Annotated in this window: 27 protein-coding genes; 12 read left to right on the top strand and 15 right to left on the bottom strand. The window is 65.1% G+C overall.

All coding sequences use genetic code 11. The features are described from left to right. Window positions 1-10: 10 nt before the first annotated feature. The 3 genes from ftsY to WH303_RS05865 all read left to right on the top strand — a co-directional run bounded on the left by ftsY (window position 11) and on the right by WH303_RS05865 (window position 5477). Entirely contained in the window at window positions 11-1225 is a 1215-nt protein-coding gene (gene ftsY, locus WH303_RS05875) for a signal recognition particle-docking protein FtsY (RefSeq protein WP_339517370.1), read from the top strand. 155 nt (window positions 1226-1380) lie between these two features. Beyond that, complete coding sequence (locus WH303_RS05870) at window positions 1381-4551, top strand: metallophosphoesterase family protein (protein WP_339517369.1); 3171 nt, start codon at window positions 1381-1383, stop codon at window positions 4549-4551. A 146-nt stretch (window positions 4552-4697) separates the two neighbouring features. Continuing rightward, entirely contained in the window at window positions 4698-5477 is a 780-nt protein-coding gene (locus tag WH303_RS05865) for a DeoR/GlpR family DNA-binding transcription regulator (RefSeq protein WP_339517368.1), read from the top strand. Between the two features lie 26 nt (window positions 5478-5503). Here WH303_RS05865 and cutA read toward each other — a convergent pair whose 3' ends face one another. Next, window positions 5504-5866, bottom strand: coding sequence for a divalent-cation tolerance protein CutA (gene cutA, locus WH303_RS05860; protein WP_339517367.1), 363 nt, complete (start codon window positions 5864-5866; stop codon window positions 5504-5506). Between the two features lie 336 nt (window positions 5867-6202). Between cutA and rpoH the strand changes: the two genes are divergently transcribed. The 7 genes from rpoH to WH303_RS05825 all read left to right on the top strand — a co-directional run bounded on the left by rpoH (window position 6203) and on the right by WH303_RS05825 (window position 13448). Further along, window positions 6203-7180: an RNA polymerase sigma factor RpoH gene (rpoH, locus tag WH303_RS05855; RefSeq protein WP_445228260.1), complete on the top strand. Its 978-nt coding sequence runs from the start codon at window positions 6203-6205 to the stop codon at window positions 7178-7180. A 172-nt stretch (window positions 7181-7352) separates the two neighbouring features. Continuing rightward, a complete protein-coding gene (locus WH303_RS05850) occupies window positions 7353-8324 on the top strand; it encodes a Bug family tripartite tricarboxylate transporter substrate binding protein (RefSeq protein ID WP_339517365.1) in 972 nt (323 codons plus the stop codon). Further along, window positions 8321-9085, top strand: coding sequence for a sterol desaturase family protein (locus tag WH303_RS05845; RefSeq protein ID WP_339517364.1), 765 nt, complete (start codon window positions 8321-8323; stop codon window positions 9083-9085). Before WH303_RS05850 ends, WH303_RS05845 begins: the two co-directional genes overlap by 4 nt. A 103-nt stretch (window positions 9086-9188) precedes the next feature. After that, window positions 9189-10052, top strand: coding sequence for a fatty acid desaturase (locus WH303_RS05840; protein ID WP_445228071.1), 864 nt, complete (start codon window positions 9189-9191; stop codon window positions 10050-10052). A 6-nt stretch (window positions 10053-10058) separates the two neighbouring features. Next, on the top strand, window positions 10059-12002 hold the full coding sequence (locus tag WH303_RS05835) for an iron-containing redox enzyme family protein (protein ID WP_339517362.1): 1944 nt from the start codon (window positions 10059-10061) through the stop codon (window positions 12000-12002). Next, window positions 11999-12922, top strand: coding sequence for a DUF6999 family protein (locus WH303_RS05830; protein WP_339517361.1), 924 nt, complete (start codon window positions 11999-12001; stop codon window positions 12920-12922). Before WH303_RS05835 ends, WH303_RS05830 begins: the two co-directional genes overlap by 4 nt. A 22-nt stretch (window positions 12923-12944) precedes the next feature. Next, entirely contained in the window at window positions 12945-13448 is a 504-nt protein-coding gene (locus WH303_RS05825; protein WP_339517360.1) for a gamma-glutamylcyclotransferase family protein, read from the top strand. Window positions 13449-13462: 14 nt separating this feature from the next. Here the strand turns inward: WH303_RS05825 and ureG are convergent, their stop codons facing one another. From ureG to WH303_RS05785, 8 genes are read right to left on the bottom strand one after another with little or no spacing between them, the layout of a single operon-like run. Next, on the bottom strand, window positions 13463-14122 hold the full coding sequence (ureG, locus tag WH303_RS05820; protein ID WP_260718963.1) for an urease accessory protein UreG: 660 nt from the start codon (window positions 14120-14122) through the stop codon (window positions 13463-13465). Beyond that, window positions 14119-14820: an urease accessory protein UreF gene (locus tag WH303_RS05815; RefSeq protein WP_445228259.1), complete on the bottom strand. Its 702-nt coding sequence runs from the start codon at window positions 14818-14820 to the stop codon at window positions 14119-14121. Before WH303_RS05815 ends, ureG begins: the two co-directional genes overlap by 4 nt. Window positions 14821-14831: 11 nt before the next feature. Further along, entirely contained in the window at window positions 14832-15380 is a 549-nt protein-coding gene (gene ureE / locus WH303_RS05810) for an urease accessory protein UreE (protein ID WP_445228258.1), read from the bottom strand. Further along, window positions 15377-15859: a GNAT family N-acetyltransferase gene (locus WH303_RS05805; RefSeq protein WP_339517358.1), complete on the bottom strand. Its 483-nt coding sequence runs from the start codon at window positions 15857-15859 to the stop codon at window positions 15377-15379. The genes ureE and WH303_RS05805 overlap by 4 nt, the downstream gene beginning before the upstream one ends. A 14-nt stretch (window positions 15860-15873) precedes the next feature. After that, on the bottom strand, window positions 15874-17592 hold the full coding sequence (gene ureC, locus WH303_RS05800) for an urease subunit alpha (RefSeq protein WP_339517357.1): 1719 nt from the start codon (window positions 17590-17592) through the stop codon (window positions 15874-15876). A gap of 43 nt (window positions 17593-17635) precedes the next feature. Beyond that, window positions 17636-17944, bottom strand: a complete 309-nt coding sequence (locus tag WH303_RS05795) for an urease subunit beta (RefSeq protein ID WP_339517356.1) — start codon at window positions 17942-17944, stop codon at window positions 17636-17638. Between the two features lie 14 nt (window positions 17945-17958). Then, on the bottom strand, window positions 17959-18567 hold the full coding sequence (locus WH303_RS05790; protein ID WP_339517355.1) for a HupE/UreJ family protein: 609 nt from the start codon (window positions 18565-18567) through the stop codon (window positions 17959-17961). 34 nt (window positions 18568-18601) lie between these two features. Then, window positions 18602-18904 carry an urease subunit gamma gene (locus WH303_RS05785; RefSeq protein WP_116924691.1) on the bottom strand — a complete coding sequence of 101 codons (303 nt, stop codon included), beginning with the start codon at window positions 18902-18904 and terminating at the stop codon, window positions 18602-18604. A 261-nt stretch (window positions 18905-19165) separates the two neighbouring features. Between WH303_RS05785 and WH303_RS05780 the strand changes: the two genes are divergently transcribed. Continuing rightward, window positions 19166-19996 carry an urease accessory protein UreD gene (locus WH303_RS05780; RefSeq protein WP_339517354.1) on the top strand — a complete coding sequence of 277 codons (831 nt, stop codon included), beginning with the start codon at window positions 19166-19168 and terminating at the stop codon, window positions 19994-19996. A 33-nt stretch (window positions 19997-20029) separates the two neighbouring features. On the opposite strand, the gene WH303_RS05775 is transcribed toward WH303_RS05780, so the two are convergent. Genes WH303_RS05775 through WH303_RS05755 form a run of 5 tightly spaced genes read right to left on the bottom strand, consistent with a single transcriptional unit; the run spans window position 20030 to window position 24219 of the window. Then, on the bottom strand, window positions 20030-20638 hold the full coding sequence (locus tag WH303_RS05775) for an SCO family protein (protein WP_339517353.1): 609 nt from the start codon (window positions 20636-20638) through the stop codon (window positions 20030-20032). Window positions 20639-20645: 7 nt separating this feature from the next. Next, the gene (gene cyoE, locus WH303_RS05770; protein ID WP_027010760.1) at window positions 20646-21545 is read right to left on the bottom strand and encodes a heme o synthase; all 900 of its coding nucleotides are present in this window, start codon (window positions 21543-21545) and stop codon (window positions 20646-20648) included. A gap of 33 nt (window positions 21546-21578) precedes the next feature. Beyond that, on the bottom strand, window positions 21579-22709 hold the full coding sequence (locus WH303_RS05765) for a COX15/CtaA family protein (protein WP_052329889.1): 1131 nt from the start codon (window positions 22707-22709) through the stop codon (window positions 21579-21581). Between the two features lie 12 nt (window positions 22710-22721). Next, window positions 22722-23462 carry an SCO family protein gene (locus WH303_RS05760; RefSeq protein ID WP_312987914.1) on the bottom strand — a complete coding sequence of 247 codons (741 nt, stop codon included), beginning with the start codon at window positions 23460-23462 and terminating at the stop codon, window positions 22722-22724. Beyond that, entirely contained in the window at window positions 23395-24219 is an 825-nt protein-coding gene (locus WH303_RS05755; protein ID WP_339517352.1) for an SURF1 family protein, read from the bottom strand. Before WH303_RS05755 ends, WH303_RS05760 begins: the two co-directional genes overlap by 68 nt. Window positions 24220-24422: 203 nt before the next feature. Here WH303_RS05755 and WH303_RS05750 point away from each other — a divergent pair, with 203 nt between their 5' ends. After that, complete coding sequence (locus WH303_RS05750) at window positions 24423-24641, top strand: DUF2909 domain-containing protein (RefSeq protein WP_339517351.1); 219 nt, start codon at window positions 24423-24425, stop codon at window positions 24639-24641. Between the two features lie 26 nt (window positions 24642-24667). On the opposite strand, the gene WH303_RS05745 is transcribed toward WH303_RS05750, so the two are convergent. Continuing rightward, window positions 24668-25549, bottom strand: coding sequence for a cytochrome c oxidase subunit 3 (locus tag WH303_RS05745; protein WP_027010763.1), 882 nt, complete (start codon window positions 25547-25549; stop codon window positions 24668-24670). Window positions 25550-25583 lie beyond the last annotated feature (34 nt).

The raw sequence follows: 25583 nt of genomic DNA, 5'->3' as shown, positions 1-25583 counted from the left end.
GTAGCGCACAATGTTCAGTTTTTTCAAGAAAAAATCTCCCGCTGCCGACGCAGCCCTCAGCCCTTCCGCCGCCGAGCCAGCGCCTGCGCCCGCTCCAGCGGCTGATGTCCCGCCGCCCGCACCCCAGGTGCCCAGCGCGCCGGTGACCCCGATCCCCCCTGTGGCCGCAGAGCCCGCCAAGACGGGCTGGCTGCGTGGCCTGGGCATGGGTGGCAAGGCCGCAGCCCCGGCGCCCACGGCTGCAGAAACGGTCACGAAAAACCCAGTTACACAAGCCCCGCAGGCGCCGGTAGCTCCTATCACTATAGCACCCGAGCCCGCAGGCAGCCGCGACAGCTGGATGAACCGCTTGAAGAGCGGTTTGCGCAAAACCGGCTCCAGCATTGCGACGGTCTTCACCGGCACCAAGATCGACGAGCAGCTCTACGAAGAGCTCGAAGAGGCGCTCTTGATGGCCGATACCGGCGTCAAGGCAACCCAGCATCTGCTCGATGACCTCAAGCAGCGCGTCAAGGACAGCAAGACCACCGACCCCGCCGCTGTCAAGGACCTGCTGGCCAGCGCGCTCGCCGATCTGCTCGCGCCACTGGAGAAACCGCTGGTCATTGGCGAGCACAGCCCCACCGTCATCATGGTGGCCGGTGTCAATGGCGCTGGCAAGACCACCTCGATCGGCAAGCTGACCAAGCACCTGGCCGATGCCGGCCAGAGCGTGCTGCTGGCGGCGGCCGACACCTTCCGCGCTGCGGCGCGCGAGCAGCTGGGCGTCTGGGCCACCCGCAACACGGTCGAGATCATCAGCCAGGAAGGCGGCGACCCGGCGGCCGTCAGCTTTGATGCGGTGACCGCCGGCAAGGCCCGGGGCAAGGACGTCGTGCTGGTGGATACCGCCGGGCGCCTGCCGACCCAGCTGCACCTGATGGAAGAGCTCAAGAAGATCAAGCGCGTCGTCACCAAGGCCGATGGCAGCGCGCCGCACGAGGTGCTGCTGGTGATCGATGGCAACACCGGCCAGAACGCGCTCAACCAGGTGCGTGCCTTTGACGATGCGCTGCAGCTGACGGGCCTCATCGTCACCAAGCTCGACGGCACGGCCAAGGGCGGCGTGCTGGCGGCCATCGCGCAGGAGCGCCCGATCCCCGTGTACTTCATAGGTGTGGGTGAAAAGGTCGAGGACCTGGAGACCTTCAGCGCCAAGGAGTTTGCCCAGGCGCTGCTGGCCTGAACGCCCAGCAGCCCCGTCGCAGTTTCAAGCCCTGCCCTCTGGCGCAGGGCTTTTTTTGCGCCCGAGTCATTGTAGTTTCATGCAATCTTGTTATTTTTTGCACTTCCTGGTGAAAACATGCATTCACCACATCGGCCTTGACGGCAGGAGGTTTCATGAAAATAGCAAGCTTGCGGCAGCTGTGTGCCGCCGGGCTCTGGGCAGTCAGCGGACTGGCCCTGGCCCAAACGGTGGTCTTTAGCGAGAACTTTGATGCGGCGGGCGCAGACGCACCTGCCGGCCTGGGCACGACAGGCCCGGCCGGCTGGACGCTGCGCCTGGAGAACGCCGAGACGGTGGCCACCAGTGGCCGCTCCAGCGCCGCCAAACTGCCCTGGCTGGGCTGGAAGTTTGTCACGCCCGCTTACTGGACCGCCCAGGTCTCGGGCGGGGAGCGCGCCAAGCTGACCAAGGCCAGCGGCAAGATCGCGGTGGCCGAATCCGACGGCCTGCGGCCCAACAGCGGTCTGTTCTTCAACACCGTGATGGAAAGCCCCAGCATTGCGGTGCTGGGCGGCGGCAGCTACGCGCTGGGCTTTCTCAACCATTTCCAGATGGGTAGTACCAAGAAGGAAAGCATCAAGGTCGAGGCCGTGTTTGATGACAGCTCCGTGCAGACCCTGCTGCATGAGACCAGTGCCTCGCGCCTGAACCAGACCGAGAGCCTGGCCTTCAGTGCCCCGGCCGGCGCCAAAAAAGTCAGCCTGCGCTTTAGCTACCTGAACACCGACAACAACTGGTACTGGGGCCTCGATGACGTGGTGCTGACGCAAACCAGCAGCGAGCCACCCAAGCCCTTTGACCCCGCCAAGCTGCCCAGCACCGCCAATGCACCGGCGCTGACCGTGGGCCCGACCTTGCAAAACCCCGGCCCCGACCACATGGCCGTGATGCTGGAGACCAGCGAGTCGGCCCCCACCATCTGGTGGCGCCTGGCTGGCAGCACGGGGCCTTACACCTTGGCGCCCGCCATCAACCCAGTGGGTGACTTTGCCGACAGCAGCATCTTCTTTGCCGATATCGCCGGCCTGCAATCGAACACGCTCTATGAGTATGCCGTGGTCACCGGCACCAGCGCAGCGCCCAAGCTGGCCGGCCCCTTCCAGTTCAAGACCTGGCCACGCGAGAGCGATGGCGTTGCCAGCGCCAAGTTCGCCGTGGTCTCGGACACCCAGGATGGCCTGGCCAACCGCCTCAAGAACATCACCCAGGGCGTGATCAACAACGACTGCGCGGGCTCTGCTGCCCAGTGCGCGCAAAGCCTGGCCGGCTTCATGGTGCCCGGCGACCTGGTTGGATCGGGCGGCACGCGCAGCAACTGGAAAGACCAGTTCTTCGGCCCGCTCGCCGCCATCACGGCCTATGTGCCGCTGATCCCCTCGCCCGGCAACCATGAGTACTTTGGCGGCGAGCAGGCCAGCGCCGGCAGCGAGAAAAGCTGGGCCAAGACCTACCGCAAGTACTTCAACCGCATGCCCGCCAATGGCTCGGAAAAACACCCGCTGCACTGGTACCAGCTGGACTATCTGGGCATGCGCATTGTCGGCAGCGACTTCAACCCCGCCTCGGCCATGCACAACACCGGTGGCTGGACCGGCTATGACAACGGCCGGGGCCTGTTCCGCGCCGACTACATGCAAGAGCACCTGAACTGGTTTACCGGCCTGATGGCCCAGACCCGTGTGGACAAGAAGCCCTATATGGTGCTGCTCAACCACCACCCTTGCCTGAGCGAGAAATGGCGCCAGGGCGAGGTGATGGCCACCTGCGACTTCATCTCCCAGATGGAAGACTATGGCCGCACGACCGGCGCCATCACCGCCAACTTGAACGGCCATGTGCACTTCTATGAGCGCGGCAATTCGATGAACAGCCGCCACCTCTGGCTGAATGTGGCCTCGGGCAGCGGCACACTGGAAGGCGCCAAGCAAGACGACGACAGCGACCTGGACGTCATCGCCAACACCAAGCTCAGCTTTGGCTACGGCACCTTGGAAGCCAGCTTTGGCAGCGCCACCCCCGCCCTGACCTGGAAGCGCTACGACCTGAGCGGCTCCAACACCAGCAGCACGCCCGACGACAGCATCGCCATCACCAGCCAGGCCTGGTCCCTCAAGCCGGAACTGGTCCAGGCCCAGCTCGGCCAGGTCGACCCTGCCAGCCTGAAGCTCGCCTACCGCACAGGCGCAGGCCCGGCGCTCTATGAAGCGCAATGGCAGGTCTCCAAGGACCCGCAGTTTGCCGCCGGCCAACCGGTCTACGACGTCTGGGGCAACGACACCCGCAGCGAGAACTGGACCTACCTGAACGGTGTGCGCGTCAACACACAAAAGGATGCCGATATTGCGACCTTGCCGCTGGGCCAGCTGCTGGCCAACCCCAAGCGCGTCTACCCGAATGTGGATGCGGGCACGGCACGCGGCAAGCTGACCAGCGCCATCATTGCCGGCGGCAACAGCCTGCGTGACCGCTGGAGCTGCGGCTACAAGTGGGATGAGGATGGTGACAGCGGCGCTGAGCGCCAGGGCGGCCGCCAGTGCTATGCGCAGCTGGCCAAGGCCGATGGCAGCAAGGGCTCGGCCTGGGACCCTTTCCAGGGCCAGGCCCCGCAGGTGCTGCAGCTGGGCCAGGATGAGCGCTGGTACTGGCGTGTGCGGGTGCGCGACACCCACCTGAACTGGTCCGACTGGAGTGCCACCGGCTCCTTCGAGCTGGGCAACCCTGCGCCTGAGCCCGAGCCACCCCTGCAAGACCTGATCGACACCCAGCTGCCCACGCCCGGCGGCAACCTGCCCGCCATGGGCCTGAACATCCAGGCCGCCACCCGCTGCGACCAGTCCAACGCCAGCGTCAGCGCCGTGCCTGCGGGCCTGCTGCCCGCCGGCCTGAAAGCCGCCACCGGTCTGCTGTCCTTCACACTCTCGGGCTGCGACCATGAAGGCTTCAGCGCCCAGGTCCGCCTGGAGCTGCCCGCCGACCTGCCCGCCAACAGCCGCGTCATGAAGGTGCACACCGCAGCAGACGGCAAGCGCCAGGTCAGCGAAATCGCCGGCGCCAGCATGGCCGGCGGCGTGGTGCGCTACACCGTGACCGACGGCGGCCCGCTCGACGAAGACGGCCTGGTGAACGGCGCCATCGTCGATCCGGTGCTGGTCGCCGTGCCTGCCGATGTGGTGGTGCCGCCATCGCAAGCGGCAACGCCCGTACCCACCAACCAGCCGCTGGCCCTGCTGCTGGTGTCGATGCTGCTGATGGCAGGCGCTGCGCTCGCGCGTCGTCAACGCTGATTGGCAGCCTCCGGGCCCTCTGCAACACCTTCTGCCATTGGGCATGGGTCTTGCAGGGGGCCTTTTTATTACATACGGCCGTCAAGGCCGTTACTGCAAAATAGCGCAGGCCGCGCTGCCGGCCTGCCCTTGAAGGAAACGCATCCATGCTGCAAGAAGACCGCTTTGTCCGCATCCAGTCGCTGCTCGCCTCGATCGACCGGCTCAGCACCGACCGACTCATCCAGGACATGCAGGTCTCCCGCGAAACGGTACGCCAGGATTTGCTGGCGCTCGAATCCATGGGCCTGGTGCGGCGCGTGCACGGCGGCGTCGCCCGCGTCACACAGGACGAGCCCCCTTTTGTGCAACGCCAGGCGCTGCGCGTGGCCGAGAAGCGCGCCATCGCCAAGGCAGCGGTCAAACGCCTGCAACCGGGCCAGATGGTGTTTATCGATGCCGGTACCACCACAGCCATCCTGGCCGAAGAGCTCAGCCTGATCAGCCGCCTGGTCGTGGTCACCAACTCCATCACCGTCGCCCTCAAGCTCGCTGGCACCCAGGCGCCCGCTGGCACGGTCAACCGCATGCGCGTGGTGCTGCTGGGCGGCGATACCAACCCCGAGATCCCCTGCACCTATGGCGAGGTCACCCTCAACGAGATCCGCCGCTACCGCGCCGATGTCACCCTACTCTCGCCGGTGGGCATCAGCGCCGAGGATGGCGTGACCTTTGGCAACGAGCATGAGGCCAGCCTGGCCAGCGCCATGGCCGAGCAGTCTTCGTCCATGCTGGTGCTGGCCGACTACAGCAAGATAGGGCTGCGCAGCCGCTACGCCGTCGCCTGCCCACCCGCCCAGCAGACCCTGATCACCAATGCCCACCCCGCCAACACCGAGGCCTTGGCAGCGCTCGGCGCCCAGGGCGTGGCTGTGCTGCCCGTCTGATCGGGCTGACCAGATGCCGTAGCCCTTCACACCTGCAGCGCAGCGCCCACTTCCGCCGCGACCCAAGCCGCATAGGCGGGGCTGGCCGCGCTCTCACCCCATAGCCACTGCGGCAGCGCATAGGGGTGCAGCGGCAGCAGCAAACGCTGCAAGGCCGGCAGGCTGGGGGGCGTGGTCTTCCAGGTAATGCGCCATTCATCGGTCTGCTGCAACTGACCGTCCCACCAGTAGTGCGAATGGATTTTCTCGACCTGGGCGCAGGCCGCCAAGCGGGCCTGCACGCCCGCCTGGGCCAGCGCTTGGGCCGCCGTTTCACTGTCCACCGTTGTGCTCGCCCATGCCACCAGGTAGTGGCCGGCGGGGCCGGGGTTCATGGCCAAGGGATGCATCATTCAACTCCATGATTCTTATCAAACACGCTGCAGTTCAAAGGCTGCTCTACAGCGTAAAAACACTGAGAATATATCCAGATTTTTTAGTTCCCTGCACGGAACTTATCCACAGACTTCCCACTCCAACTGCCCTGAAAGCGGAAAGAGGTGTCAGACAGCGCCCTGCCAGCCGCTATGGCCACGATAAAGAAATGTGAATAGCATCAAAATCAGGAGCAAGCTATTCTTTATCGGCGCCAATCCCCGCCATTCTTAGTTGAAACTTAAACCCGAGATTACTGCACCGCAGCATGGGAACTCCCACAGCATCAAGGGACTCCTACCGGTGTTACTATGTATCGCATAGACGAAAGGACTTCTAGCGTGACAACTCATTCTGGAGCCGCCACCATTTCTACCGCATTGGCTCCTGCAAACCCATGGTCGTTGGTACCCCCCCTGGGCAATCTGGACGCGTACATCACTGCGGTCAACCGCATCCCGATGCTCACCCCCGAGGAAGAGCTGGGCTATGCGAAAAAACTCAAGGAAAACGGTGATGTCGAGGCCGCTGGCCGCCTGGTGCTCTCGCACCTGCGCCTGGTGGTATCCATTGCCCGCCAGTACATGGGCTACGGCCTGCCGCATGGCGATCTGATCCAGGAAGGCAACGTCGGCCTGATGAAGGCTGTCAAGCGCTTTGACCCGGACCAGGGCGTGCGCCTGGTCAGCTACGCCATGCACTGGATCAAGGCCGAGATCCACGAATACATCCTGAAGAACTGGCGCATGGTCAAGGTGGCCACCACCAAGAGCCAGCGCAAGCTGTTCTTCAACCTGCGCTCGATGAAGCAGGGCTTCAAGGCCGAAGCCGGCATGGAAGACGGTGCGATGCACCGCGAAACCCTGTCCGAGAGTGAAATTGACGCGATGGCCGCGCATTTGAACGTCAAGCGCGAAGATGTGATCGAGATGGAAACCCGCTTGTCGGGCGGCGATGTGCTGCTCGATCCGAGCCCCTCCGATGACGGCGAGCAGGCCTATGGCCCGATCGCTTATCTGGCCGATGCATCGCACGAGCCCACCGCGATGATCGAATCGCGTCAGCGCGACTACCTGGCCACCGATGGCATTCAGGAAGCGCTGGCCACCCTGGACGAGCGCAGCCGCCACATTGTGGAAGAGCGCTGGCTCAAGGTGAACGACGATGGCTCGGGCGGCATGACCTTGCATGATCTGGCTGCGGTGTACGGCGTCAGCGCCGAGCGGATTCGCCAGATCGAATCGGCTGCCATGAAGAAAATGCGCAAGGCCTTGGCCGAGTACGCTTAAGCCGTATTGCAACGATCTGCTATCGCAGCACACACCCGCATCGCAATTGGCGATAATCAAAGCGCACATGCCTTCTGGCCTGTGCGCTTTTTTATGGCCCGTATGAGCCCGGCGGACGTACAGACGGATAAACCTCCACCCATGCGGGCAGCCATGCGAATCTGGAGCTTTTATGCATTTTTCCCTGTCCCGCCGCTGCCTGGTGGCAGCCACCTTGGCCACCCTCGCCAGCACCGGCGCCCTGGCTGCAGACAACTGGCCGAGCAAACCCCTGCACCTGATCGTGGGCTTTCCGGCGGGATCCTCACCTGACCTGACCGCCCGCGCGTTGGCCGAGCCGCTGGAAAAGGCCCTGGGCCAGCCGATCATCGTCGAGAACAAGGTCGGGGCCGGCGGCAACATCGCCGCCGAGTACGTGGCGCGCGCGACCGATGGCTACACCTTCAGCGTGATGATCAACGGCAATATGACGATTGCCAGGCTGCTCAACCCCGCGATCCGCTACGACCCGCTGACCGATCTGCAGCCCGTCGGCCTGATTGGCGTGGCCCCGCTGGTACTGGTGGCGCCGGCCAAGGCGCCTGAGGGCAAGGCCTTCTTCGAAGCCGCCACCCAGGCGGGCAGCAGCTGGAGCTATGGCTCGCCCGGCGTGGGCACCATCGGCCACCTGGGCATGGAGCTGCTCAAGAGCCGCGCCAAGATCAAGCCCGAGCACATCCCCTACCCTGGCTACCCGCAGGTGTTCAATGGCATCCAGGGCGGCGATCTGCAGCTCTCGATGCTGCCACCCGCACTGGCGATGAACCAGATCCAGGCCGGCAAGCTGCGCGGCATTGGTGTGACTTCGGCCGCCCGCAGCCCGCTGGCCCCGGGCCTGCCCAGCCTCAAGGAGCTGGGCATTGCCAACTACGACATGGAAATCTGGAACGCCGTGGCCGCCCCCAAGGCCATGCCCAAGGCCCATGTCGACAAGCTCGCCGCCGCCGTCGGCGAGATCGTGCGCAGCCCCGAGATGCGCCAAAAGCTCGCCCTGCAGGGCTGGCAGGCCGTGGGCAGCTCGCCCGAAGGTCTAAAGAACCGCATTGATGCCGATGTGAAGGCGCTGGGCGCCATCATCAAAGAGCAGAACATCCGCGCGCAATGACGGCCGCCCAAGTCTTCACCGATCTCAGCGCCTGGCAGGTCATGGCCTGGGGCCTCGTGTTCTTCAGCGCGCTGTACCTGATCGGGGGACTTGGCATGACGGCGCTCAGCGGCTTTTTGCAAAAGCGCGGCATCGGCCGGGTGCTCGATACCCGGCCGCTCAAGCCCGACCAGCTGCGGCGCGAGTGGCGCCAGTCTTTTCATTCCATCCTCGTGTTTGGCCTGGGCATGGTCGTGCCCTGGGGCTTTGTGCAGCTGGGCTGGGCGCATTTCGCCGTGGCGCCCAGCGGCTGGCAGATCGCCCTCGAGATCTGGGTACTGCTGATCTGGAACGACGTGCATTTTTGGATCAACCACCGCCTGCTGCACACGCGCTGGTTCAAGCGCTTCCATGGCGACCACCACCGCTCGGTCGTCGTCACGCCCTGGTCGACCTACAGCTTCCACCCCATCGAGGCGATGATGCTGGGCAATGTGATCCTGCTGCCGATGGTGCTGCATGACTTTGCCTTCTGGTCGCTGGCCTCGGTGCCGGTGTTCAGCATCTTCCTGAACGCCGTGGGCCATGCCAATTACGATTTTTTCCCGCGCGTAGGGCCCCGCCACCCGCTGGCCGCCAGCCGCCGCCACCACCTGCACCATGCCCGGCCGGCCGGCAACTACGGCTTTGCACTGGCCTTTATGGACCGCCTGATGCGCAGCGAAGCAGACCCGCTGCCCCCGCGCCCTCCACGCCCGGCCCCAGGCCGTCCCACTGCTTGACCCGGTTGGCATGACCCGCGACGACAGCCCGCCCCTGCCCGCCACCGCCTCCCGCACACTGCCCCGGCTGCGCCACTGGCGTGACTGGCAATCACTGCTCTACATGCTGGCCCTGCCGCTGATCGCCGCCTGGCAGTGGCAGCATGGCCTGGTCTGGTGGCTCTACCTGGTCGAGCTGTTTCTGACCTTGGGTATCGGCGTCATCCACCACAACCACACCCATCTGCGCATGTGGACGGGGCCCCGAAGCCGCTGGGCCAACCGCGCCACCGACTATGCGCTGACCCTGCTGCAGGGCCACCCCACCTTTGTGTTCTGGCCCGCCCATGTGGCCAACCACCACCGCTACAAGCATGGCGAGCAGGATATCGCCCGCACCTACCGTTTTGGCGGTGACAGCAACCACCTCTGGGGCTACCTGCTCCACCCGCTGCAGGCGGCCTGGGTGCTGTACCCGCTGTTCATCCGCTGGCTGGCGGGGCTGCGCCTGCGCCAGCCCGGCGCCTTTCGCTACTGCATGGGCCAGTACGCGCTGTGGCTGGGCAGCTGGGCGGCGCTGCTGGCGCTGGACTGGAAGAAAGCGCTGGTCTTTGTCATCCTGCCCCAGCTCCATGGCCTGCACTGGCTGCTGGCCACCAACTACCTGCAACACGCCCATGCCGATGGCCGCAAGCCCCCAAAGTCCAAAAACGATACCGACGGTGGCATGCTGAACTACGCGCGCAATTTTGAAGGCTGGGTCAACCCGCTGCTCTTTAATATTGGCCTGCACACCGCCCACCATGAATGTCCGCATGCCCACTGGTCCGCGCTGACCCGCTTGCATGCCGATGAATACCGACACCGGGTCCACCCGGTGCTCAATGAGGCAGGCCTGCTGCCGTATATGGCACGGGTCTTTGTTGGAGGGATGGTTTGCCGATCGGCCCGCAGCCGGTCGCTGATGCCGCCTATGGAGAAAAAGTAGTCATCTATGCCAGTCGCTTATTCGCAGGTCTATATCGAATCCGCCGGTCACTTCATGCCCGGCGCCCCCATCGCCAACGACGGCATGGATGCCTATGTCGCGCCGCTCAACCGGCTGTCCGAACGCATCAAGCGCCGCATCCTCGCGGAAAACGGTATCCAGCAGCGCCACTACGCGATTGCGCCCGATGGCAGCACCAGCTACAGCAATGCGCAAATGGCCAAGGGCGCCATCGAGGCGGCCCTGGCGCAGGCCGCACGGCCGCTGGCCGATATCGGCTTTCTGGCCAGCGGTTCATCGGGCGGCGACGCGCTGATGCCCGGCTTTGCCAGCATGATCCAGGGCGAGATGGCCGCCCCGCCGATGGAACTGCTCAGCGTCCATGGCGTCTGCGCAGCCAGCGTGGGCGCACTGCAAAGCGCAGCGCTGGCGGTGGAGCACGGCACGCACGGCCATGCGCTGGCGGTGGCCAGCGAGATGCCCTCGCGCCTTTTCAAGCGCTCGCGCTACGCGGGCCAGGACTACAACACCGATTTTGATGCGCATTTTTTGCGCTGGATGCTGAGCGATGGCGCCGGCGCCGTGCTGCTGGGCCAGGGCACCGCCCTGCCCCAGCGCCCCGACCTGCGCCTCAAACTGCGCTGGACCCACCAGCGCAGCTTTGCCGGCGACTACCCGGTGTGCATGCAGCTGGGCCTGACGCATGACCGCCAGCGCAGCCACCTCGATTTCCCCTCCTGGGCCGAAGCCGAGGCCGCGGGCGCACTGTCCCTGCGCCAGGACATTCGCCTGCTGCCGCACCTCTTTGATGTCTGCATCCACGAGTACGCCCGCATCGCCCACCAGGGCTGGCTGCCCGAGCGCGGCATTGACCACTTTCTCTGCCACTACTCGTCCGAGAAATTCATCCCCGTTGTCGATGAGCTGCTGAACAAGGCGCAGCTGTCGATCCCGCGCGAACGCTGGTGGAGCAACCTGGCCTGGCGCGGCAATACCGGCGCGGCCTCCATTTTTGTGATGATCGCCGAGTACCTGCAGACCCAGCATGAGCGCTTGAAGCCCGGCGACACGATGCTGTGCTTTGTGCCCGAGTCCGGCCGCTTTACCGCCGGCTATATGCTGCTGGAGGTGGAGCGCAGCACGCCTGCCGGCACGTCTGCCACCAGCGCCAGCACCCCGGCCCAGCGCGCGCCACAGCACGCAGCCGCTGCAGAAAGCGCGCTGATCGCCCCGCCCCATGACCCGGCCGCCGCCCCAGCGGGCCTGGCGCCCCTGCTGACCGAGCTGGCCAGCATCTGGCACGACTACCGCTCCCAGGTCTGGCGCACGCCGCTGGTGCACCGCATCCACAGCGGCCAGATCCAGCAGGCCGACTATGTGCGCTGGATGAGCCAGTGGGTGCCCCAGGTGCGCGAAGGCAGCCTGTGGATGCGCGAAGGCGCCGCCTCGCTCACAGGGGCCTATGCCGAGCTGGCTGCGCTGATGGGCGTGCATGCCAGCGAGGAGCAGAACGACTTCAAGATCCTGCACCAGGACTACCTGAACGCTGGCGGCACGCAAACCGACATCCAGCAGCTGCGCCGCAACCCCGGCGGCGAGGCGCTCAACAGCTACCTGCACAGCCTGGCGGCCACCCCCAACCCGATTGGCCTCCTGGGCGCCATCTACATCATCGAAGGCACGGGCCAGCGCATCGTCCCCAGCCTGCTGCCACTGCTGCGCCAGCACCTGGCGCTGGGCCCGGAGTGCTTCCGTTTTCTGGAGTACCACGGCGCCAATGACGAAGACCACCTGGAGCGCTGGCTGCTGGCCGTGCAGATGGTGATGGCGCTGGATGAAAGCGGCACCGCCGCAGCAGCGATTGCCGCCACCGCACGCCATACCGCCGCGCTCTACCTGATGCAGTTCCGGCATATTCTGGATGCCACGGCCACGGAGCGCGCACGATGACCGATTTCCGCGACATTCCCCACGACGAGCGCGACCCCAATCCCTGGCTCGCGCTCTACCTGGACGACAGCACGCCGCTGCCCGACCATGTCAAGGCCGCCTGGCTCAAGGATTCGAGCAGCCGCTCGCGCCAGTTTCTGCTGCCCTTTATCCGGCCGCTTGCGCGCTTGAGCATCATCCTGATCCAGATCCTCAAGGTGCTGCTGCCCAAGCGCTGGGCGCATTCCAAGCTGCTGCACCGCACGCTGGCCTTCAGCATGAACCGCTTTGTCTCGCCCGAGGCGAACTGGCTCATCATGCGCCACTTCCACCTGGGCTCGCAGATCCTGAGCTTTATCGGCGCCAATGCGCCCACCCCCGTGCCCACCAAGCCGCTGGCACCGATGGAGATCGATGACATCAAGGATGAGCTGTTCCTCAAGCACGACCTGAACCTGTTCAACTTTGTCATCCGGCTCAACACCAGCTTGCGCAGCCACGGCCAGCACATGGGCCCGGTGGCCGAGCCCGACTTTGGCATGCTTTGCGACCCGCCGCTGCAGCTGGCAGCGATGCCCCATGGCCGGCTGAACATTCTCGATCTGCAAAGCGCCATCGAGGTCTACACGCCGGTCTACCAGCTGCTGCTGACCGACAACGATTTCTGGCGCGCCAGCAATTCGCTGCAGCTGGACGAAACCGTTGCCATCTATGCGGCCAAGATCCTGTCCTCGCCCGAGCACCTGGTGATGCTCAACAACAAGCACCCGCTCGTGCCGCTGTCCACCTTGCGCGCCGGCCACCGCCTGGTGCTCCATGGCCTGTCCACCGAGATGCTGCACTGCCTGCTGATGCGCATGGCGACCGGCGAGACCCCACTGCCCAGCCGCGAAATCGCCAAGACCCGGCAGGCAGCCGGCCGGCCTGCGCAGGCCAGCTGATCCATTTCCCTTAAAGCCTTCGATGCCGACCCCGCTCCCAGAACACCCCGCCAGCAACCCGCCCTGGCGCCCTTGCGGCGCGCGCCATGTCGCCGTCTATGGCACCTTGCGTGCCGGCGGCGTCAACGACATTGCCCGGCTACAGCCTGGCATCAGCTGCCTGGGCCGCAGCTTGCTGACCGGCACCTTGTTTGACCTGGGCTGGTACCCGGGCCTGCAGTTGCAGGGCAGCGGCCTGGTGCTCGCCGAGGTCTACCCCTTGAACGATGCGCTGGAGCAGGCCATGGACCGCATCGAAGGCATCTGGCCCCAGGATGTGGGCGAATACACCAAGCGCGTGCTGACCCTGGACGTCGCGCTAGCCGATGGCGGACAGCAGCCGCGGGAGGCACTCGTGTACGAGGCCCTGCCCCCGGCCTTGCAAGGCCGCATGCAGATCAGCGCGCAGGACTGGCTGGCCTGGATTGCAGAGCAGGGACGCGATCACCCCGATACGGCGTTCATCTTGAACACGCCCCAGGGCTGAGCCATTGGTGCAACTCAGCCCAGCAGCAGTCCCTGCTTTTCGATAAAGGCCACCACCTCGTCCAGGCCATCGAGCGTCTTCAGGTTGGTCATCACAAAGGGCTTGGTGCCCTTGGGGCCGCTGCGCATGCGCTCGGTGTCGCTGCGCATCACCTCCAGGTTGGCGCCGACATAGGGGGCCAGATCGGTCTTGTTGATCACAAACAGATCGCTCTTGGTGATGCCGGGGCCGCCCTTGCGCGGAATCTTCTCGCCGGCCGCCACATCGATCACATAGATGGTCAGGTCCGACAGCTCGGGGCTGAAGGTGGCAGCCAGGTTGTCGCCGCCCGATTCGATAAACACGATATCGGCATCGGGAAACTGGCCCAGCATGCGGTCGATCGCTTCGAGGTTGATGGAGGCATCTTCGCGGATCGCCGTGTGCGGGCAGCCGCCCGTCTCCACCCCCATGATGCGCTCGGCCGGCAGCGCGCCACTGACGGTCAGCAGGCGCTGGTCTTCCTTGGTGTAGATGTCATTGGTGATGGCGATCAGGTCCCATTTGTCGCGCATGGCCTTGCACAGCATCTCCAAGATGGTGGTCTTGCCCGAGCCCACGGGCCCGCCAATGCCGACGCGCAACGGAGGCAGTTTTTTGCTGCGGTGGGGAATGTGGTGCAGTGCAGTGCTCATGATCGAAAAAGCCGTGAATATTGGTGTTCATGCCGGGCCGAGAGAATGGCCAGCATCGGGGAAAAAGCCTGGCGTTCGTCATCGCCCAGCGCCAGCGCGTGCTCGGCCGCCGCCGGTATCGCCTCTGCCAGCCGCGCCAAAATGCGCTGGCCGGCGCTCTGGCCCAGCGGTACGGATTTGATCGCTGCCTGCACCATGTTCTCAGCCCAGCCAAAGGCATAGGCGAGCAGCGCATCACGCGCGCCTGCGCCTGCCAGGTGCGCGGCCAGCGCAAAGGCCAGCGGATAACTCGCATCCTCGGCCGCCAGCCAGTTCACCAGGACCAAGGCCTGGGCATCATCGGCATAGCGGTTCTGCAACCAGGCCACCAGCGAGCGGCCCATCTGCTCGGTCTGCAGGCGCAGCTCGCTGCTCTCGCGCGTCTGCAGCACCCAGGCGTTGAGGGCCACCAGGCGCGCGCGCTCATCGCTGTGCCAGGCCTGCATGGCCTGGGCCAGTACCGCCATATCACCCCGGGCCTGGGAGAGCTGCAGCTGCTCGGCAATCCAGTCTGCTGCCTGCGCCTCATTGCCGACCAGCGCGGCATTCACGCCCGCCTCCAGCCCTTCGGAATAGGAGAATCCTCCTATCGGCAAGGCCGGCGAGGCCAGCCACATCAGCTGCAAAAAGCTGGCGGGCGACAGGCTGAGGGGTTGCATGCTCATCCGTGCTAGTGCGGATGGGCATGGTCATGCCCGTGGCCATGGCTGTGCCCATGCCCATGGTGGCTGTGGCCATCGTTGGTGACATGGCCGCCATAGGCGCCGCCTTCCGGCTCAAAGGGCAGCTCCGCCTCGACCACGGTCATGTGCATGCTGCGCAGCATGTCGGCCAGCACATGGTCGGGCTCGATCTTGAGGTGGTCGGGCTGCAGCTCGATGGGCACATGGCGGTTGCCCAGGTGGTAGGCCGCACGCATCAGGTCAAAGGCCGAGCCATGCTGCGCGCAGGCGCTGATGTGCAGCACTTTCTGCGGCGCGGCCCGCACGAGAATCACCGAGCCATCTTCGGCGACCAGCACATCGCCACCGCGCACGGCCTGGCCGCGTGGCAGAAAAATCGCCAGCGCCCGGCCGCTGCTGTCGGTGGCCGAGAAGCGCGACTTCTGGCGCACATCCCAGTCCAGCTCGACAAAGCTCGCGCGCTTGCGCAAGGCCGGTGCCAGGCCCTGGCCAGCGGGCAGGCATTTGGAGACTTGCAGCATCGCCCCGTCCGTCATGGCAGCTCCAGGCGCATAAAGCAGCTGTTCGGATCGGGCTGGTAGCTGCCGAACGGCGCGCAGGGGACAAAGCCATTGCGCGCGTAAAAGCGGCGCGCCGGTGCAAAAAAGGCCTCGGTGCCCGTCTCCAGACTGATGCGCCTGGCCCCCATCGCGCGGGCCTGGGCCAGCACATGGTCCAGCACCTGCTGGGCAGCGCCCGAGCCGCGCTGCGCCGCCTCCACCCGCATCGATTTGAGCTCCAGATGGCCGGCATCCAGGGTCTTGAGCGCGCAGGTGGCGACCAGGGCCTTGGGCTCCTGCGCGGCGGTCCAGCCCGTCCACAGCTGCAGCCCAGGCGCGCGCAGCTGCTCGGGATCGAGCGCATGCACGCTCTCGGGCGGCGAGATGCGGCGCATATCGCTCAGGTGCGCTTCCAAAAACGCCAGCACGCGCGCGTCGGTCACGGGGTCCAGCTCGAAAATCAATGGGCTTGCCATGGGTGCTTACCGGTTCAAAACAGAAAATAACGCTGGGCCATCGGCAGGCTGCTCGCTGGCTCGCAGGTCAGCAGCTGGCCGTCGGCGCGCACCGCATAGGTCTGGGCATCCACCTCCATGTGCGGCGCCAGGTCGTTGTGCACCATGTGCTGCTTTTGCAGGCCGCGTATGCCTTTGACGGCAGACAAGGTCTTGGCCAGGCCAAAGCGCTGGCCGATGCCGGCAGCCAGGCCCGCTTGCGAGACAAAGGTCAGCGAGGTCTTGGCGATCGCGCCGCCAAAGGCACCAAACATCGGGCGGTAGTGCACCGGCTGGGGCGTCGGGATCGAGGCATTGGGGTCACCCATGGCCGCCATCGCGATAAAGCCGCCCTTGAGAATGCAGCTGGGCTTGACGCCAAAAAAGGCCGGCTTCCAGATGACGATATCGGCCCACTTGCCCACTTCCAGGCTGCCCACCTCATGGCTGATGCCATGGGCGATGGCCGGGTTGATGGTGTACTTGGCGATGTAGCGCTTGATGCGGAAGTTGTCATGCCGCTCGCTGTCACCCGGCAGGGGGCCGCGCTGCAGCTTCATCTTGTGCGCCGTCTGCCAGGTGCGCAGGATCACCTCACCCACCCGACCCATGGCCTGGCTGTCGGAGCTGAACATGCTGATGGCGCCGATGTCGTGCAGGATGTCTTCGGCCGCAATGGTTTCCTTGCGGATGCGGCTCTCGGCAAAGGCCAGGTCCTCGGCAATGCCGGCATCGAGGTGGTGGCAGACCATCAGCATGTCCACATGCTCGTCGAGCGTGTTGATCGTGTAGGGCCGCGTCGGGTTGGTGGAGCTGGGCAGCACATTGCTCTCGCCTACCACTTTCAAAATATCGGGCGCATGGCCGCCGCCCGCGCCTTCGGTGTGGAAGGTATGGATGGTGCGGCCCTTGAACGCGGCCACCGTGTCTTCGACAAAGCCGCTTTCGTTCAACGTATCGGTATGGATCGCCACCTGGGTGTCGGTGAGCTCGGCCACGTCCAGGCAGTTGTCGATGGCCGCTGGCGTGCTGCCCCAGTCCTCGTGCAGCTTGAGGCCAATCGCGCCGGCATCGATCTGCTCATGCAGGGCCAGCGGCAAGCTCGCATTGCCCTTGCCCAGAAAACCCAGGTTCATCGGGAAGGCATCGGCCGCCTGCAGCATGCGCTCCATGTTCCAGGCGCCGGGCGTGCAGGTCGTCGCAAAGGTGCCGGTGGCCGGGCCGGTGCCGCCGCCAATCATCGTCGTCACCCCACTGGTCAGCGCCTCTTCGATCTGCTGGGGCGCGATGAAGTGGATGTGCGTATCGATGCCGCCAGCGGTGACGACCATGCCTTCGCAGCTGATGATCTCGGTGCCCGGGCCGATGATGATGTCCACCCCCGGCTGCGTGTCCGGGTTGCCCGCCTTGCCAATCGCGGCAATGCGGCCCGCTTTGAGGCCGATGTCCGCCTTGACGATGCCCCAGTGGTCGATGATCAGCGCATTGGTCAGCACCGTGTCCATCGCGCCCTGCGCACTGCTGCGCTGGCTTTGCGCCATGCCATCACGGATGGTCTTGCCACCGCCAAACTTCACCTCTTCGCCATAGCCGCCCGCGCGCAAGGTGAAGTCCTGCTCCACCTGCACGACCAGTTCGGTATCGGCCAGGCGCAGGCGGTCACCCACCGTGGGCCCATAGGTTTCTGCGTATGCGCGTCTGTCCATTGTTGCCATCAGAACCATCCTGTCTTAGAACGCTGGCACAGCATGCCGGGCCTCATTCCAGCGCCCCTTGCACCAGGCCGCGAAAGCCGTAGATCTGCCGGTCGCCGCCCAGGTCCACCAGCTCCACCGTACGCTGCTGGCCCGGCTCAAAGCGCACCGCCATGCCGCTGGCAATATGCAGGCGCATGCCATGGGCCGCCTGGCGGTCAAAGACCAGGCCGGCATTGGTCTCGGCAAAGTGGTAGTGCGAGCCGACCTGGATAGGCCGGTCGCTGGCGTTGTGCACCACCACGGTGGTGGTGCGGCGCCCCGGGTTCAGCACATGTTCGCCGTCATCCAGCAGCAGTTCACCTGGGATCATCGTGCTGCTCCTCGTCAGGCCAGGCGCGTCAGCATGGCTGCGCCCAAGACCGCGGTGGCGCCGCCCGCCAGCTTGGCCAGCCAGCGGTGGCGCTGCATCAGGGCCTTGCCCAGCACCATGCCGCCGACATGCAGCAGGGCCGAGCCCAGCGCCATGCCCGCCAAGGCACCCACAGAGGCCCAGCCTGTATCCGCTGCCAGTTCGAACCCATGGGCTGCGCCATGGAAAAACGCAAACACACCCGCCAGCGCAGCGGCCAGCACCCAGGGCATCTGCTTTTGCACTGCTACCAACAGGCCCAGCACCAAGACGGACGCAGCAATCATCGGCTCCACACCCGGCACCCACAGGCCCGCAAAACCCGCCAACGCCCCCGCTACCAGCAGGGCCACAAAGGCGGCCGGTGCGCGCCAGGCGGGCGTCACCGTCAGCGCACTCCAGGCGCCCACGGCCAGCATGGCCGCCATATGGTCCGCGCCGGTAAACGGGTGGGCAAAGGCATGGCCAAAGCTGCTCAAAAAGCCATGGTGGCCGCCGCCGTCGCTGCCCACATGGGCGAGTGCGGACAGCGGCAAGGCGGCAGCGGCAGCCGCCACGGTGGCAGAGAGTTTCTTGAAGTTCATGGTGCTAGGCTTGCGCAAGGGAAAAGATGGGGATTCAGACAATGGGCTCATGCACGGTGACGAGCTTGGTGCCATCGGGAAAGGTCGCCTCGATCTGGATATCGGCAATCATCTCGGGGATGCCCTCCATCACATCGGCGCGCGTGAGCACCGTGCGGCCAGCGCTCATCAGCTGGGCAACGGTCTTGCCATCGCGCGCGCCCTCCATCACAAAGGCGCTGATCAGCGCCACCGCCTCGGGGTAGTTCAGCTTGAGCCCCCGGGCCAGGCGCCGCTCGGCCAGCAAGGCGGCGGTAAAGATCAGCAGCTTGTCTTTTTCGCGAGGTGTCAGTTCCATACCTAGTGCAAAGCAAGGCACATGCCAAGGGGCTGCAGCGGCAGAGCATGCACGCTTTCCGTGCTGCATCCTCTGCTCCTTGCACCACAAGCATGCAGACCTGCCGTTCATGCACCAATTCAGCACAGCCAGCACCCCAGGGCGGTGCAGTTCCTGGCACGTGGATTGCAAAACCCCAGCCATGTCTTGTGCACCCTACTCACCTCCGATCCCGGCCCTTGGGCCCTGCTGGCCAGCGGGCATTCAGCACCAGCCGCAGCCATGAGCTGGCATGCCCAACTAGACCTGCGCTACGGCCAGCAAGCCGGCAAGACCTCGGTGCAGTTCAGCCACGATGGCCCGCTGCGCATTCTCAAAAGCCTCTACCCCGAAGGCCCAGGCATTTGCCACAACGTGCTGGTGCACCCGCCCGGTGGCCTGGTGGGGGGCGATGTGCTGGATATCTCGGTCGAGGTGGCGGCAGGCGCGCATGCGCTCATCACCACGCCGGGCGCGACGCGCTTTTACAAGAGCAATGGCCAGCCGGCCTTGCAGCGCACCCGCCTTAAGCTGCAGGCCGGCGCCCGGCTGGAATGGCTGCCGCTGGAGGCCATTGCCTACAATGCCTGCGACGCGGCCAATGAGCTGCAGATGGCGCTGGCACCGGGTGCAGAGCTGCTGACCTGGGACATCACCGCGCTGGGCCTGCCGCTGGCCGGCCAGCCCTTTACCCAGGGCGTGTTTTCACAGCACATCGCCTGGCCGGGGCATTTTCTGGAGCGTGGCCGCATCCGGGCCGATGATGGGCTGCTGCTCAACGGCCAGCTGGGCCTGGCGGGCCAGCGCTGCATGGGCAGCCTGCTCTATGCCAGCGGCTCACCGATCACCCGCGCGCAACGCGAAGCGCTGCTGGAGAGCACCCAACTGTTGCTGGAAGCCGCGCCTGCAGAGGTCATGGCTGGCGTGACTGCGCCGAATGAGCACATGCTGGTGCTGCGTGGTCTGGCGCCCGTGGTGGAGCCCGCTATGCAGCTGTGGAAGACGGTCTGGGGCCACTGGCGCAGCAGCCTCTGGGGCTTGCCAGCGCAGCGGCCGCGTATCTGGTCGATGTAAGACCTGTTCAAAGGGGCTGCTTGCCCCGCGCGATTAAGCGCCGTCGATCAGCTGTTCGATATCCTTGGCGAGCGTATCGACCGGGGTGCCATAGCGGCTGTACAAACGCAGGCGGCCTTCCGGGTCGAAGATGTAGTCGCCCGCGGTATGGTCCATCGTGTAGCTGCCCGGGGTCTGGCCCTCGACCCGCTTGTAGTAAACCTTGAAGTCCTTGGCCATCTTGGCCGTTTCCTCGTCGCTGCCGCGCAGCGCCAGAAAGCTGGGGTCAAAGTTGGCCAGGTAGGCCTGCAGAATCTCGGGCGTGTCGCGGGAGGGATCGACCGAGGCAAAGATCACCTGCAGCTTGTCACCCTTGGCGCCGAGCTTTTGCTTGACGGCGGCCAGGTCACCCAGAGTGGTCGGGCAGACATCGGGGCACTGGGTAAAGCCAAAGAACACCAGCACGACCTTGCCCTTGAAATCCGCCATGCTGCGGCGCTGGCCATGCTGGTCGGGCATGGAGAAGTCCTGCCCATACTCCTTGCTGCCGGTCAGGTCGATGGCGTTGAAATCGGCCTTGGATTTGCAGGCGGTGAGGACACCGGCGGTCGAGGCCAGCATGGCCGAGCCCGCCAGCCAGCGAAGGGCATTGCGCTTGTTCATTGCAGATTTACCAGCTCACATAGTGGTCCACCAACAGCGCCACAAACAGCAGGCTGAGGTAGACCAGCGAAAAACGGAAAGTCTTGCGCGCCAGCGCATCGGAGTAATTGCGCCACAGCGCAAAGGCATAGCCAAAGAACCCGGCACCCAGCACGACTGCGGCCACCAGGTAGATCCAGGAGCTCATCTGGATGATGAAGGGCAGCAGGCCGGCGGCAAACAAGACCACGGTGTAGAGCAAGACCTGCACGCGGGTGTAATAGTTCCCATGGGTGACCGGCAGCATCGGCAGGCCGGACTTGCGGTAGTCCTCGACCCGGTACAGCGCCAGCGCCCAGAAGTGCGGCGGCGTCCACAGGAAGATGATCAGGAACAGCAACAGTGCCTGGGGCGAGACATCGCCGGTCATCGCGGCCCAGCCCAGCACGGGGGGCATGGCGCCCGATGCGCCACCGATCACGATGTTCTGCGGCGTCAGCGGCTTGAGGATCACCGTGTAGATGACGGCATAACCGACAAAGGTCGCAAAGGTCAGCCACATGGTGATGGCATTGATCCAGACGATCAAAATGGCCGAGCCGGCGATGCACAGCCCGGCAGAAAACATCAGGGTCTGCAGGTTGGACAGCTCGCCGCGCGCGGTGGGGCGCCAGGCGGTGCGCTTCATGCGCGCATCGATGCTTTGCTCGACCAGGCAGTTGAAGGCCGCTGCGGCCCCCGCCACCAGCCAGATGCCCGCACAGGCGACGGCCATGCGCAGCAGCTCGGCGCCGGTGGGCACACCGGGCACGGCCAGCACCATGCCGATCAGTGCGCAAAACACAATCAGCTGCACCACCTTGGGTTTGGTCAATGCATAGAACTGCGCAAAGCGGTTCGGCATTGGCGTTGCGGCAAGTTCGGTCATCGGGGCACTCAGTCTTTGTTCCATACAGCGTCATCAACTCGCAGCACTGCGGGCAGGTTCAGGGCCCGCAGTACACCAGATCCAGGTCAGCACCACCATGATGGCGGCAGCGCCCCCGGTGTGCAAAACGGCCGCCAGCATCGGCCAGTCCAGCACCACATTCGACAGTCCCGTGGCAAATTGCAGCAGCGTCAGGCCCACCAGCCAGCGGCGCTGCTGCCTGAGCAGCGGCACCGTGCGCAGGGCCCAGCCCAGCCACAGCAGGGCGGCAATCACCAGGTAGGCAAACAGCCGGTGCATGTAGTGGATGGCCACCAGCGCTTCATAGCTGATGTGCGCACCGTCGGCCAGAAAGCCCAGCGGGCGCCAGATCTGGAACCCGTCAAAGTTCATCGCCGGCCACCAGGCGCCATTGCACATGGGAAAGCTGGTGCAGGCCAGCACCGCATAGTTGGTACTGACCCAGCCACCCAGGGTCACCTGCGCAAACACCAGCAGCGCCGTGACCGCCACCAGGCCCCGCAACAGGCGCGGCACTGGGACTAACCCTAGATTATCGGCAAATTGCGTGTGGCGCGTTGCCTGCACGGTTAATAGCATCAAGAGCACGGTGCCGCCCAGCAGGTGCAAGGTCACGATCGCAGGGAACAGCTTCATCGTCACCGTGAGCGCGCCAAAGGCCCCCTGGATCAGCACCCAGACCAGGGTGGCGGTCGGCCACCAGGGGCTGATCGGCTGCGGACCCCGGCGTTTGCGCTGCAGCCAGGCACTGGCCGTCAGCACAATGATCAGGCCGCCCACCGCGGTGGCCAGGTAGCGGTGGATCATCTCCACCCAGGCCTTGCCATGGGTCACCGGGCCGGTCGGCATGGCCTCTTGCGCGGCAGAGATCTCGGCATGCGCGCCAATCGGGCTGGCATTGCCGTAGCAACCGGGCCAGTCCGGGCAGCCCAGGCCCGAATCGGTCAGGCGCGTGAACGCGCCAAACATCACCAGGTCAAAGGACAAAAACAAGGTCAGTACCGCCAGCACCTGCAGGCGCTTGAGCGGCGTGGCACCGCGGTGGCGCCACCAAATCCAGACGATGGGGCCCAGCGCAATGATGGCCCCGGTCAGCAACACACGCGCCAGCGGCGCGAAATCATATAAATCCTGCGATGTCATGCTAGCTATCCACTACCGCCCTTCCTTGTCCCAACTCGACGACGCACGCAGCAGCCGCTCCAGATCCTTGCGCGCCTTGGCCGCATCGGAGCGGCTGAGCTGGGCGGGAAAACGCATCATCCAGTGGCCCAGCGGGTCCACCACATACAAATGTTCGCCCAGCTGCTGGCCGGCCGCCGGCTGCAGCCACTGGGCCACCAGCGCCTGGGGCACCCGCAGCACGGTGGCCTGGTCCAGTGCCGTGCGCAAGGCTGGCGGCGGCTCGCCGTCGTCGGTCACCAGCCAGACCCAGTCCAGCCGGTCCTTCTCGCGGCCCAGGCTCTCGCGCAGCTGGCGCTGCAGATAGAGGTTGTTCTGGCAGACCGCGTCGCAGGCCGCGCCCGAGGCACTCAGCAGCAGCCACTGGCCCTTGAGGCTTTGCAACTCAAACGGCTGGCCATCGAGTGTCTTGACCTGCGCGGCCGGAATCGTCGGCTGCTGGCCCACCAGCTCGCCAAAATTGCGCCGCCCCTCGGGCCGGATCACGTAGTAGGTGAAGTAGGACGCGATCACCGGCGCCGCACAGACCAGCAGCACCAGCAGCATCTTGAGGCGGCCGCTGCGCGAGCGCTCGGCCTCCTCCAGCGCCGCTTCGGCCTGCTCGGCAGGCGGCAGGCCATGCACGGTCAGGCCCAGCAGCGCCTCATCAGCGGGCGGCGGCGCTTGGGTGGCTGCGGCGTCGAAGGACACGTCGGACAATTTGGAACCAGACATAGAGGATCGCAATCAGGCTACACAGACCAAACCATTGAAATGCATAACCATAATGCTTTTCCACGCCGCTGCCTACTACAGGCCAGTCGCGCAGCAGGCCCTCACTGGCCGGCCCGGTCTGCACCACGGTGAGTGCAGCCAAGGGCAGGCCGGTCTCCTGCGCGTAAGCATCGGTATCGAGATTCTGCCGGATTCGGGAAACCCCTGGGTGCGCGGCGGACGTCTGCAGCTCCAAAAGGCGTGCCGGCTGGCCCGCCACCCGGCCCTGCAATTGCACGGTACCGCCAGGCGTTTGCACCTGCGGCAGCGCCAAGCGGTCTTCAAAATTGCGCGGCGCCCAGCCCCGCTGCACCAGCACAGTCTGCGGCTGGCCTGGCGCTACTGGGCCGGCCAGGCGCAGCGGTGTCAGCACATAAAAACCGGGGCGCGCCTGCATCTGGCGGTTGTCCAGGTAGACCGTGTACTGTGGCAGCCATTCGCCGCGCAGCACCACCTGGCGGTGCTGCAGGCTGGCACGCTCGGCCTCACCCAGGGGCTGCAGCAAGCTCGCCCCGTCCAGCGCCGGCAGGGCTGCACGCGCATCAAGCTGCGCCTGGTAGGCCAGCTTCTCATCGGCGCGGCGCAGCTGCCAGAACCCCAGCGAGGCGGTCAGCAGCATCGAGGCTGCTGCCGCGACGGTGATCAGCACGAAACGCAGCTGCGCACGGCGCTCCGTAGGGGTCTTGGGGATGGATGAGGAAGCAGAAGGCGCGGGCATACGCTGCTTATACCCGGTGCAGAGCGCGGCAGCCACCAGCGCGCTGGCCAAGATACTGCGGGGAGAGGCTATTGGGGTGCAGGCCGATAGCGCCCCGTCTGGCGCTGCCGCACAATGGGTTTGTTGCGCCGGGCGCCAGACAGCCGTTCGAAGCGACTTGCAGCGCACGCCAAGAACACCGAGACCACCCTGAGGACAGCACCATGCATCTGCTCATCGCACTCGCCTTTGTCGTGATACTGGCCTGCCTGGCAGCGGCCGGGCTTTTCATGCTGCGCGGCAACCCGTCGGGCGCCGGCAGCAAGCGCATGGCCTGGGCGCTGACCTTGCGCATTGCGCTGTCGGTGCTGGTGTTTGCCGGCATCTTGCTGGCCTGGAAGCTGGGCTACCTGCAGCCCCATGGCATACCGCTGGGGGCTTGAGGCCCTGCAGCAGCACCCCACCCCAACTACATCCAGTAGACGAGGATATAGAGGCCCAGCCAGACCACATCGACAAAGTGCCAGTACCAGGCAGCGCCCTCAAAGCCAAAATGCTTCTTGGCGGTGAAATGGCCTTTTTGCAGCCGCAGGGTGATGACCAGCAGCATCAGCATGCCGATAAACACATGCAAGCCGTGGAAGCCCGTCAGCATGTAGAAGGTGGAGCCGTAGGTGCCGGAGTTGAGCTTGAGGTTCAGCTCGGTGTAGAGGTGGAAGTACTCATAGCCCTGCACGCAGAGGAAGACGATGCCCAGCACCACGGTCATCCACATAAAGCGGATGCACTTGCTGCGCTGGTCGGCCTGCAGGGCATGGTGGGCGATGGTCAAGGTAACGCCCGAGGTCAGCAGCAGCGCGGTATTGATGGTGGGCAGCCAGAAAGGGCCCACGGTCTGGAACGGCTCGACGATGCCCGCAGGCGAGGCCGTGGCGCCCATTTCCACGCTGGGCCACACGGCCTTGAAGTCGGGCCAGAGAATGGCGTTGTCGAGGCTGCCCAGCGCCGGCAGCGAATGGGCCCGTGCCCACCACAGCGCGGTAAAGAAGGCGCCGAAGAACATCACCTCCGAGAAGATGAACCAGCTCATGCTCCAGCGGTAGGACAGGTCGATGCGGTGGCTGTAGAGGCCCTGCTCGCTTTCGCGGATCGCATCGCCAAACCACTGGTACAGCACAAACAGCCACCAGGCAATGCCGACAAAGAGCAGGTACATGCCCCAGGTGTGGCCATTGACCCAGTTGCCGGCGCCGGCAATGACAAAGCCCAGGCCAATGGCCGCCATCACCGGGTGGCGGGACTCGGCCGGAACATAGTAGTACGGTGTGGTGCCATGGGAAGTCGCACTCATCGCTGCTCCTGGTATTTCGTTTATTGATTCATTC

The organism is Comamonas sp. MYb69 (genome assembly GCF_037479315.1).
GTDB lineage: Bacteria > Pseudomonadota > Gammaproteobacteria > Burkholderiales > Burkholderiaceae_C > Comamonas.
This window is presented reverse-complemented; position numbering and strand designations above follow the sequence as displayed.

What these genes read in the sequence shown, in the direction of transcription:
- ftsY (WP_339517370.1), top strand. Translation starts at nt 11, where the DNA reads ATGTTCAGTTTTTTCAAGAAAAAATCTCCCGCTGCCGACGCAGCCCTC.
- WH303_RS05870 (WP_339517369.1), top strand. Translation starts at nt 1,381, where the DNA reads ATGAAAATAGCAAGCTTGCGGCAGCTGTGTGCCGCCGGGCTCTGGGCA.
- WH303_RS05865 (WP_339517368.1), top strand. Translation starts at nt 4,698, where the DNA reads ATGCTGCAAGAAGACCGCTTTGTCCGCATCCAGTCGCTGCTCGCCTCG.
- cutA (WP_339517367.1), bottom strand. Translation starts at nt 5,866, where the DNA reads ATGCATCCCTTGGCCATGAACCCCGGCCCCGCCGGCCACTACCTGGTG.
- rpoH (WP_445228260.1), top strand. Translation starts at nt 6,203, where the DNA reads ATGTATCGCATAGACGAAAGGACTTCTAGCGTGACAACTCATTCTGGA.
- WH303_RS05850 (WP_339517365.1), top strand. Translation starts at nt 7,353, where the DNA reads ATGCATTTTTCCCTGTCCCGCCGCTGCCTGGTGGCAGCCACCTTGGCC.
- WH303_RS05845 (WP_339517364.1), top strand. Translation starts at nt 8,321, where the DNA reads ATGACGGCCGCCCAAGTCTTCACCGATCTCAGCGCCTGGCAGGTCATG.
- WH303_RS05840 (WP_445228071.1), top strand. Translation starts at nt 9,189, where the DNA reads ATGCTGGCCCTGCCGCTGATCGCCGCCTGGCAGTGGCAGCATGGCCTG.
- WH303_RS05835 (WP_339517362.1), top strand. Translation starts at nt 10,059, where the DNA reads ATGCCAGTCGCTTATTCGCAGGTCTATATCGAATCCGCCGGTCACTTC.
- WH303_RS05830 (WP_339517361.1), top strand. Translation starts at nt 11,999, where the DNA reads ATGACCGATTTCCGCGACATTCCCCACGACGAGCGCGACCCCAATCCC.
- WH303_RS05825 (WP_339517360.1), top strand. Translation starts at nt 12,945, where the DNA reads ATGCCGACCCCGCTCCCAGAACACCCCGCCAGCAACCCGCCCTGGCGC.
- ureG (WP_260718963.1), bottom strand. Translation starts at nt 14,122, where the DNA reads ATGAGCACTGCACTGCACCACATTCCCCACCGCAGCAAAAAACTGCCT.
- WH303_RS05815 (WP_445228259.1), bottom strand. Translation starts at nt 14,820, where the DNA reads ATGCAACCCCTCAGCCTGTCGCCCGCCAGCTTTTTGCAGCTGATGTGG.
- ureE (WP_445228258.1), bottom strand. Translation starts at nt 15,380, where the DNA reads ATGACGGACGGGGCGATGCTGCAAGTCTCCAAATGCCTGCCCGCTGGC.
- WH303_RS05805 (WP_339517358.1), bottom strand. Translation starts at nt 15,859, where the DNA reads ATGGCAAGCCCATTGATTTTCGAGCTGGACCCCGTGACCGACGCGCGC.
- ureC (WP_339517357.1), bottom strand. Translation starts at nt 17,592, where the DNA reads ATGGCAACAATGGACAGACGCGCATACGCAGAAACCTATGGGCCCACG.
- WH303_RS05795 (WP_339517356.1), bottom strand. Translation starts at nt 17,944, where the DNA reads ATGATCCCAGGTGAACTGCTGCTGGATGACGGCGAACATGTGCTGAAC.
- WH303_RS05790 (WP_339517355.1), bottom strand. Translation starts at nt 18,567, where the DNA reads ATGAACTTCAAGAAACTCTCTGCCACCGTGGCGGCTGCCGCTGCCGCC.
- WH303_RS05785 (WP_116924691.1), bottom strand. Translation starts at nt 18,904, where the DNA reads ATGGAACTGACACCTCGCGAAAAAGACAAGCTGCTGATCTTTACCGCC.
- WH303_RS05780 (WP_339517354.1), top strand. Translation starts at nt 19,166, where the DNA reads ATGAGCTGGCATGCCCAACTAGACCTGCGCTACGGCCAGCAAGCCGGC.
- WH303_RS05775 (WP_339517353.1), bottom strand. Translation starts at nt 20,638, where the DNA reads ATGAACAAGCGCAATGCCCTTCGCTGGCTGGCGGGCTCGGCCATGCTG.
- cyoE (WP_027010760.1), bottom strand. Translation starts at nt 21,545, where the DNA reads ATGACCGAACTTGCCGCAACGCCAATGCCGAACCGCTTTGCGCAGTTC.
- WH303_RS05765 (WP_052329889.1), bottom strand. Translation starts at nt 22,709, where the DNA reads ATGACATCGCAGGATTTATATGATTTCGCGCCGCTGGCGCGTGTGTTG.
- WH303_RS05760 (WP_312987914.1), bottom strand. Translation starts at nt 23,462, where the DNA reads ATGTCTGGTTCCAAATTGTCCGACGTGTCCTTCGACGCCGCAGCCACC.
- WH303_RS05755 (WP_339517352.1), bottom strand. Translation starts at nt 24,219, where the DNA reads ATGCCCGCGCCTTCTGCTTCCTCATCCATCCCCAAGACCCCTACGGAG.
- WH303_RS05750 (WP_339517351.1), top strand. Translation starts at nt 24,423, where the DNA reads ATGCATCTGCTCATCGCACTCGCCTTTGTCGTGATACTGGCCTGCCTG.
- WH303_RS05745 (WP_027010763.1), bottom strand. Translation starts at nt 25,549, where the DNA reads ATGAGTGCGACTTCCCATGGCACCACACCGTACTACTATGTTCCGGCC.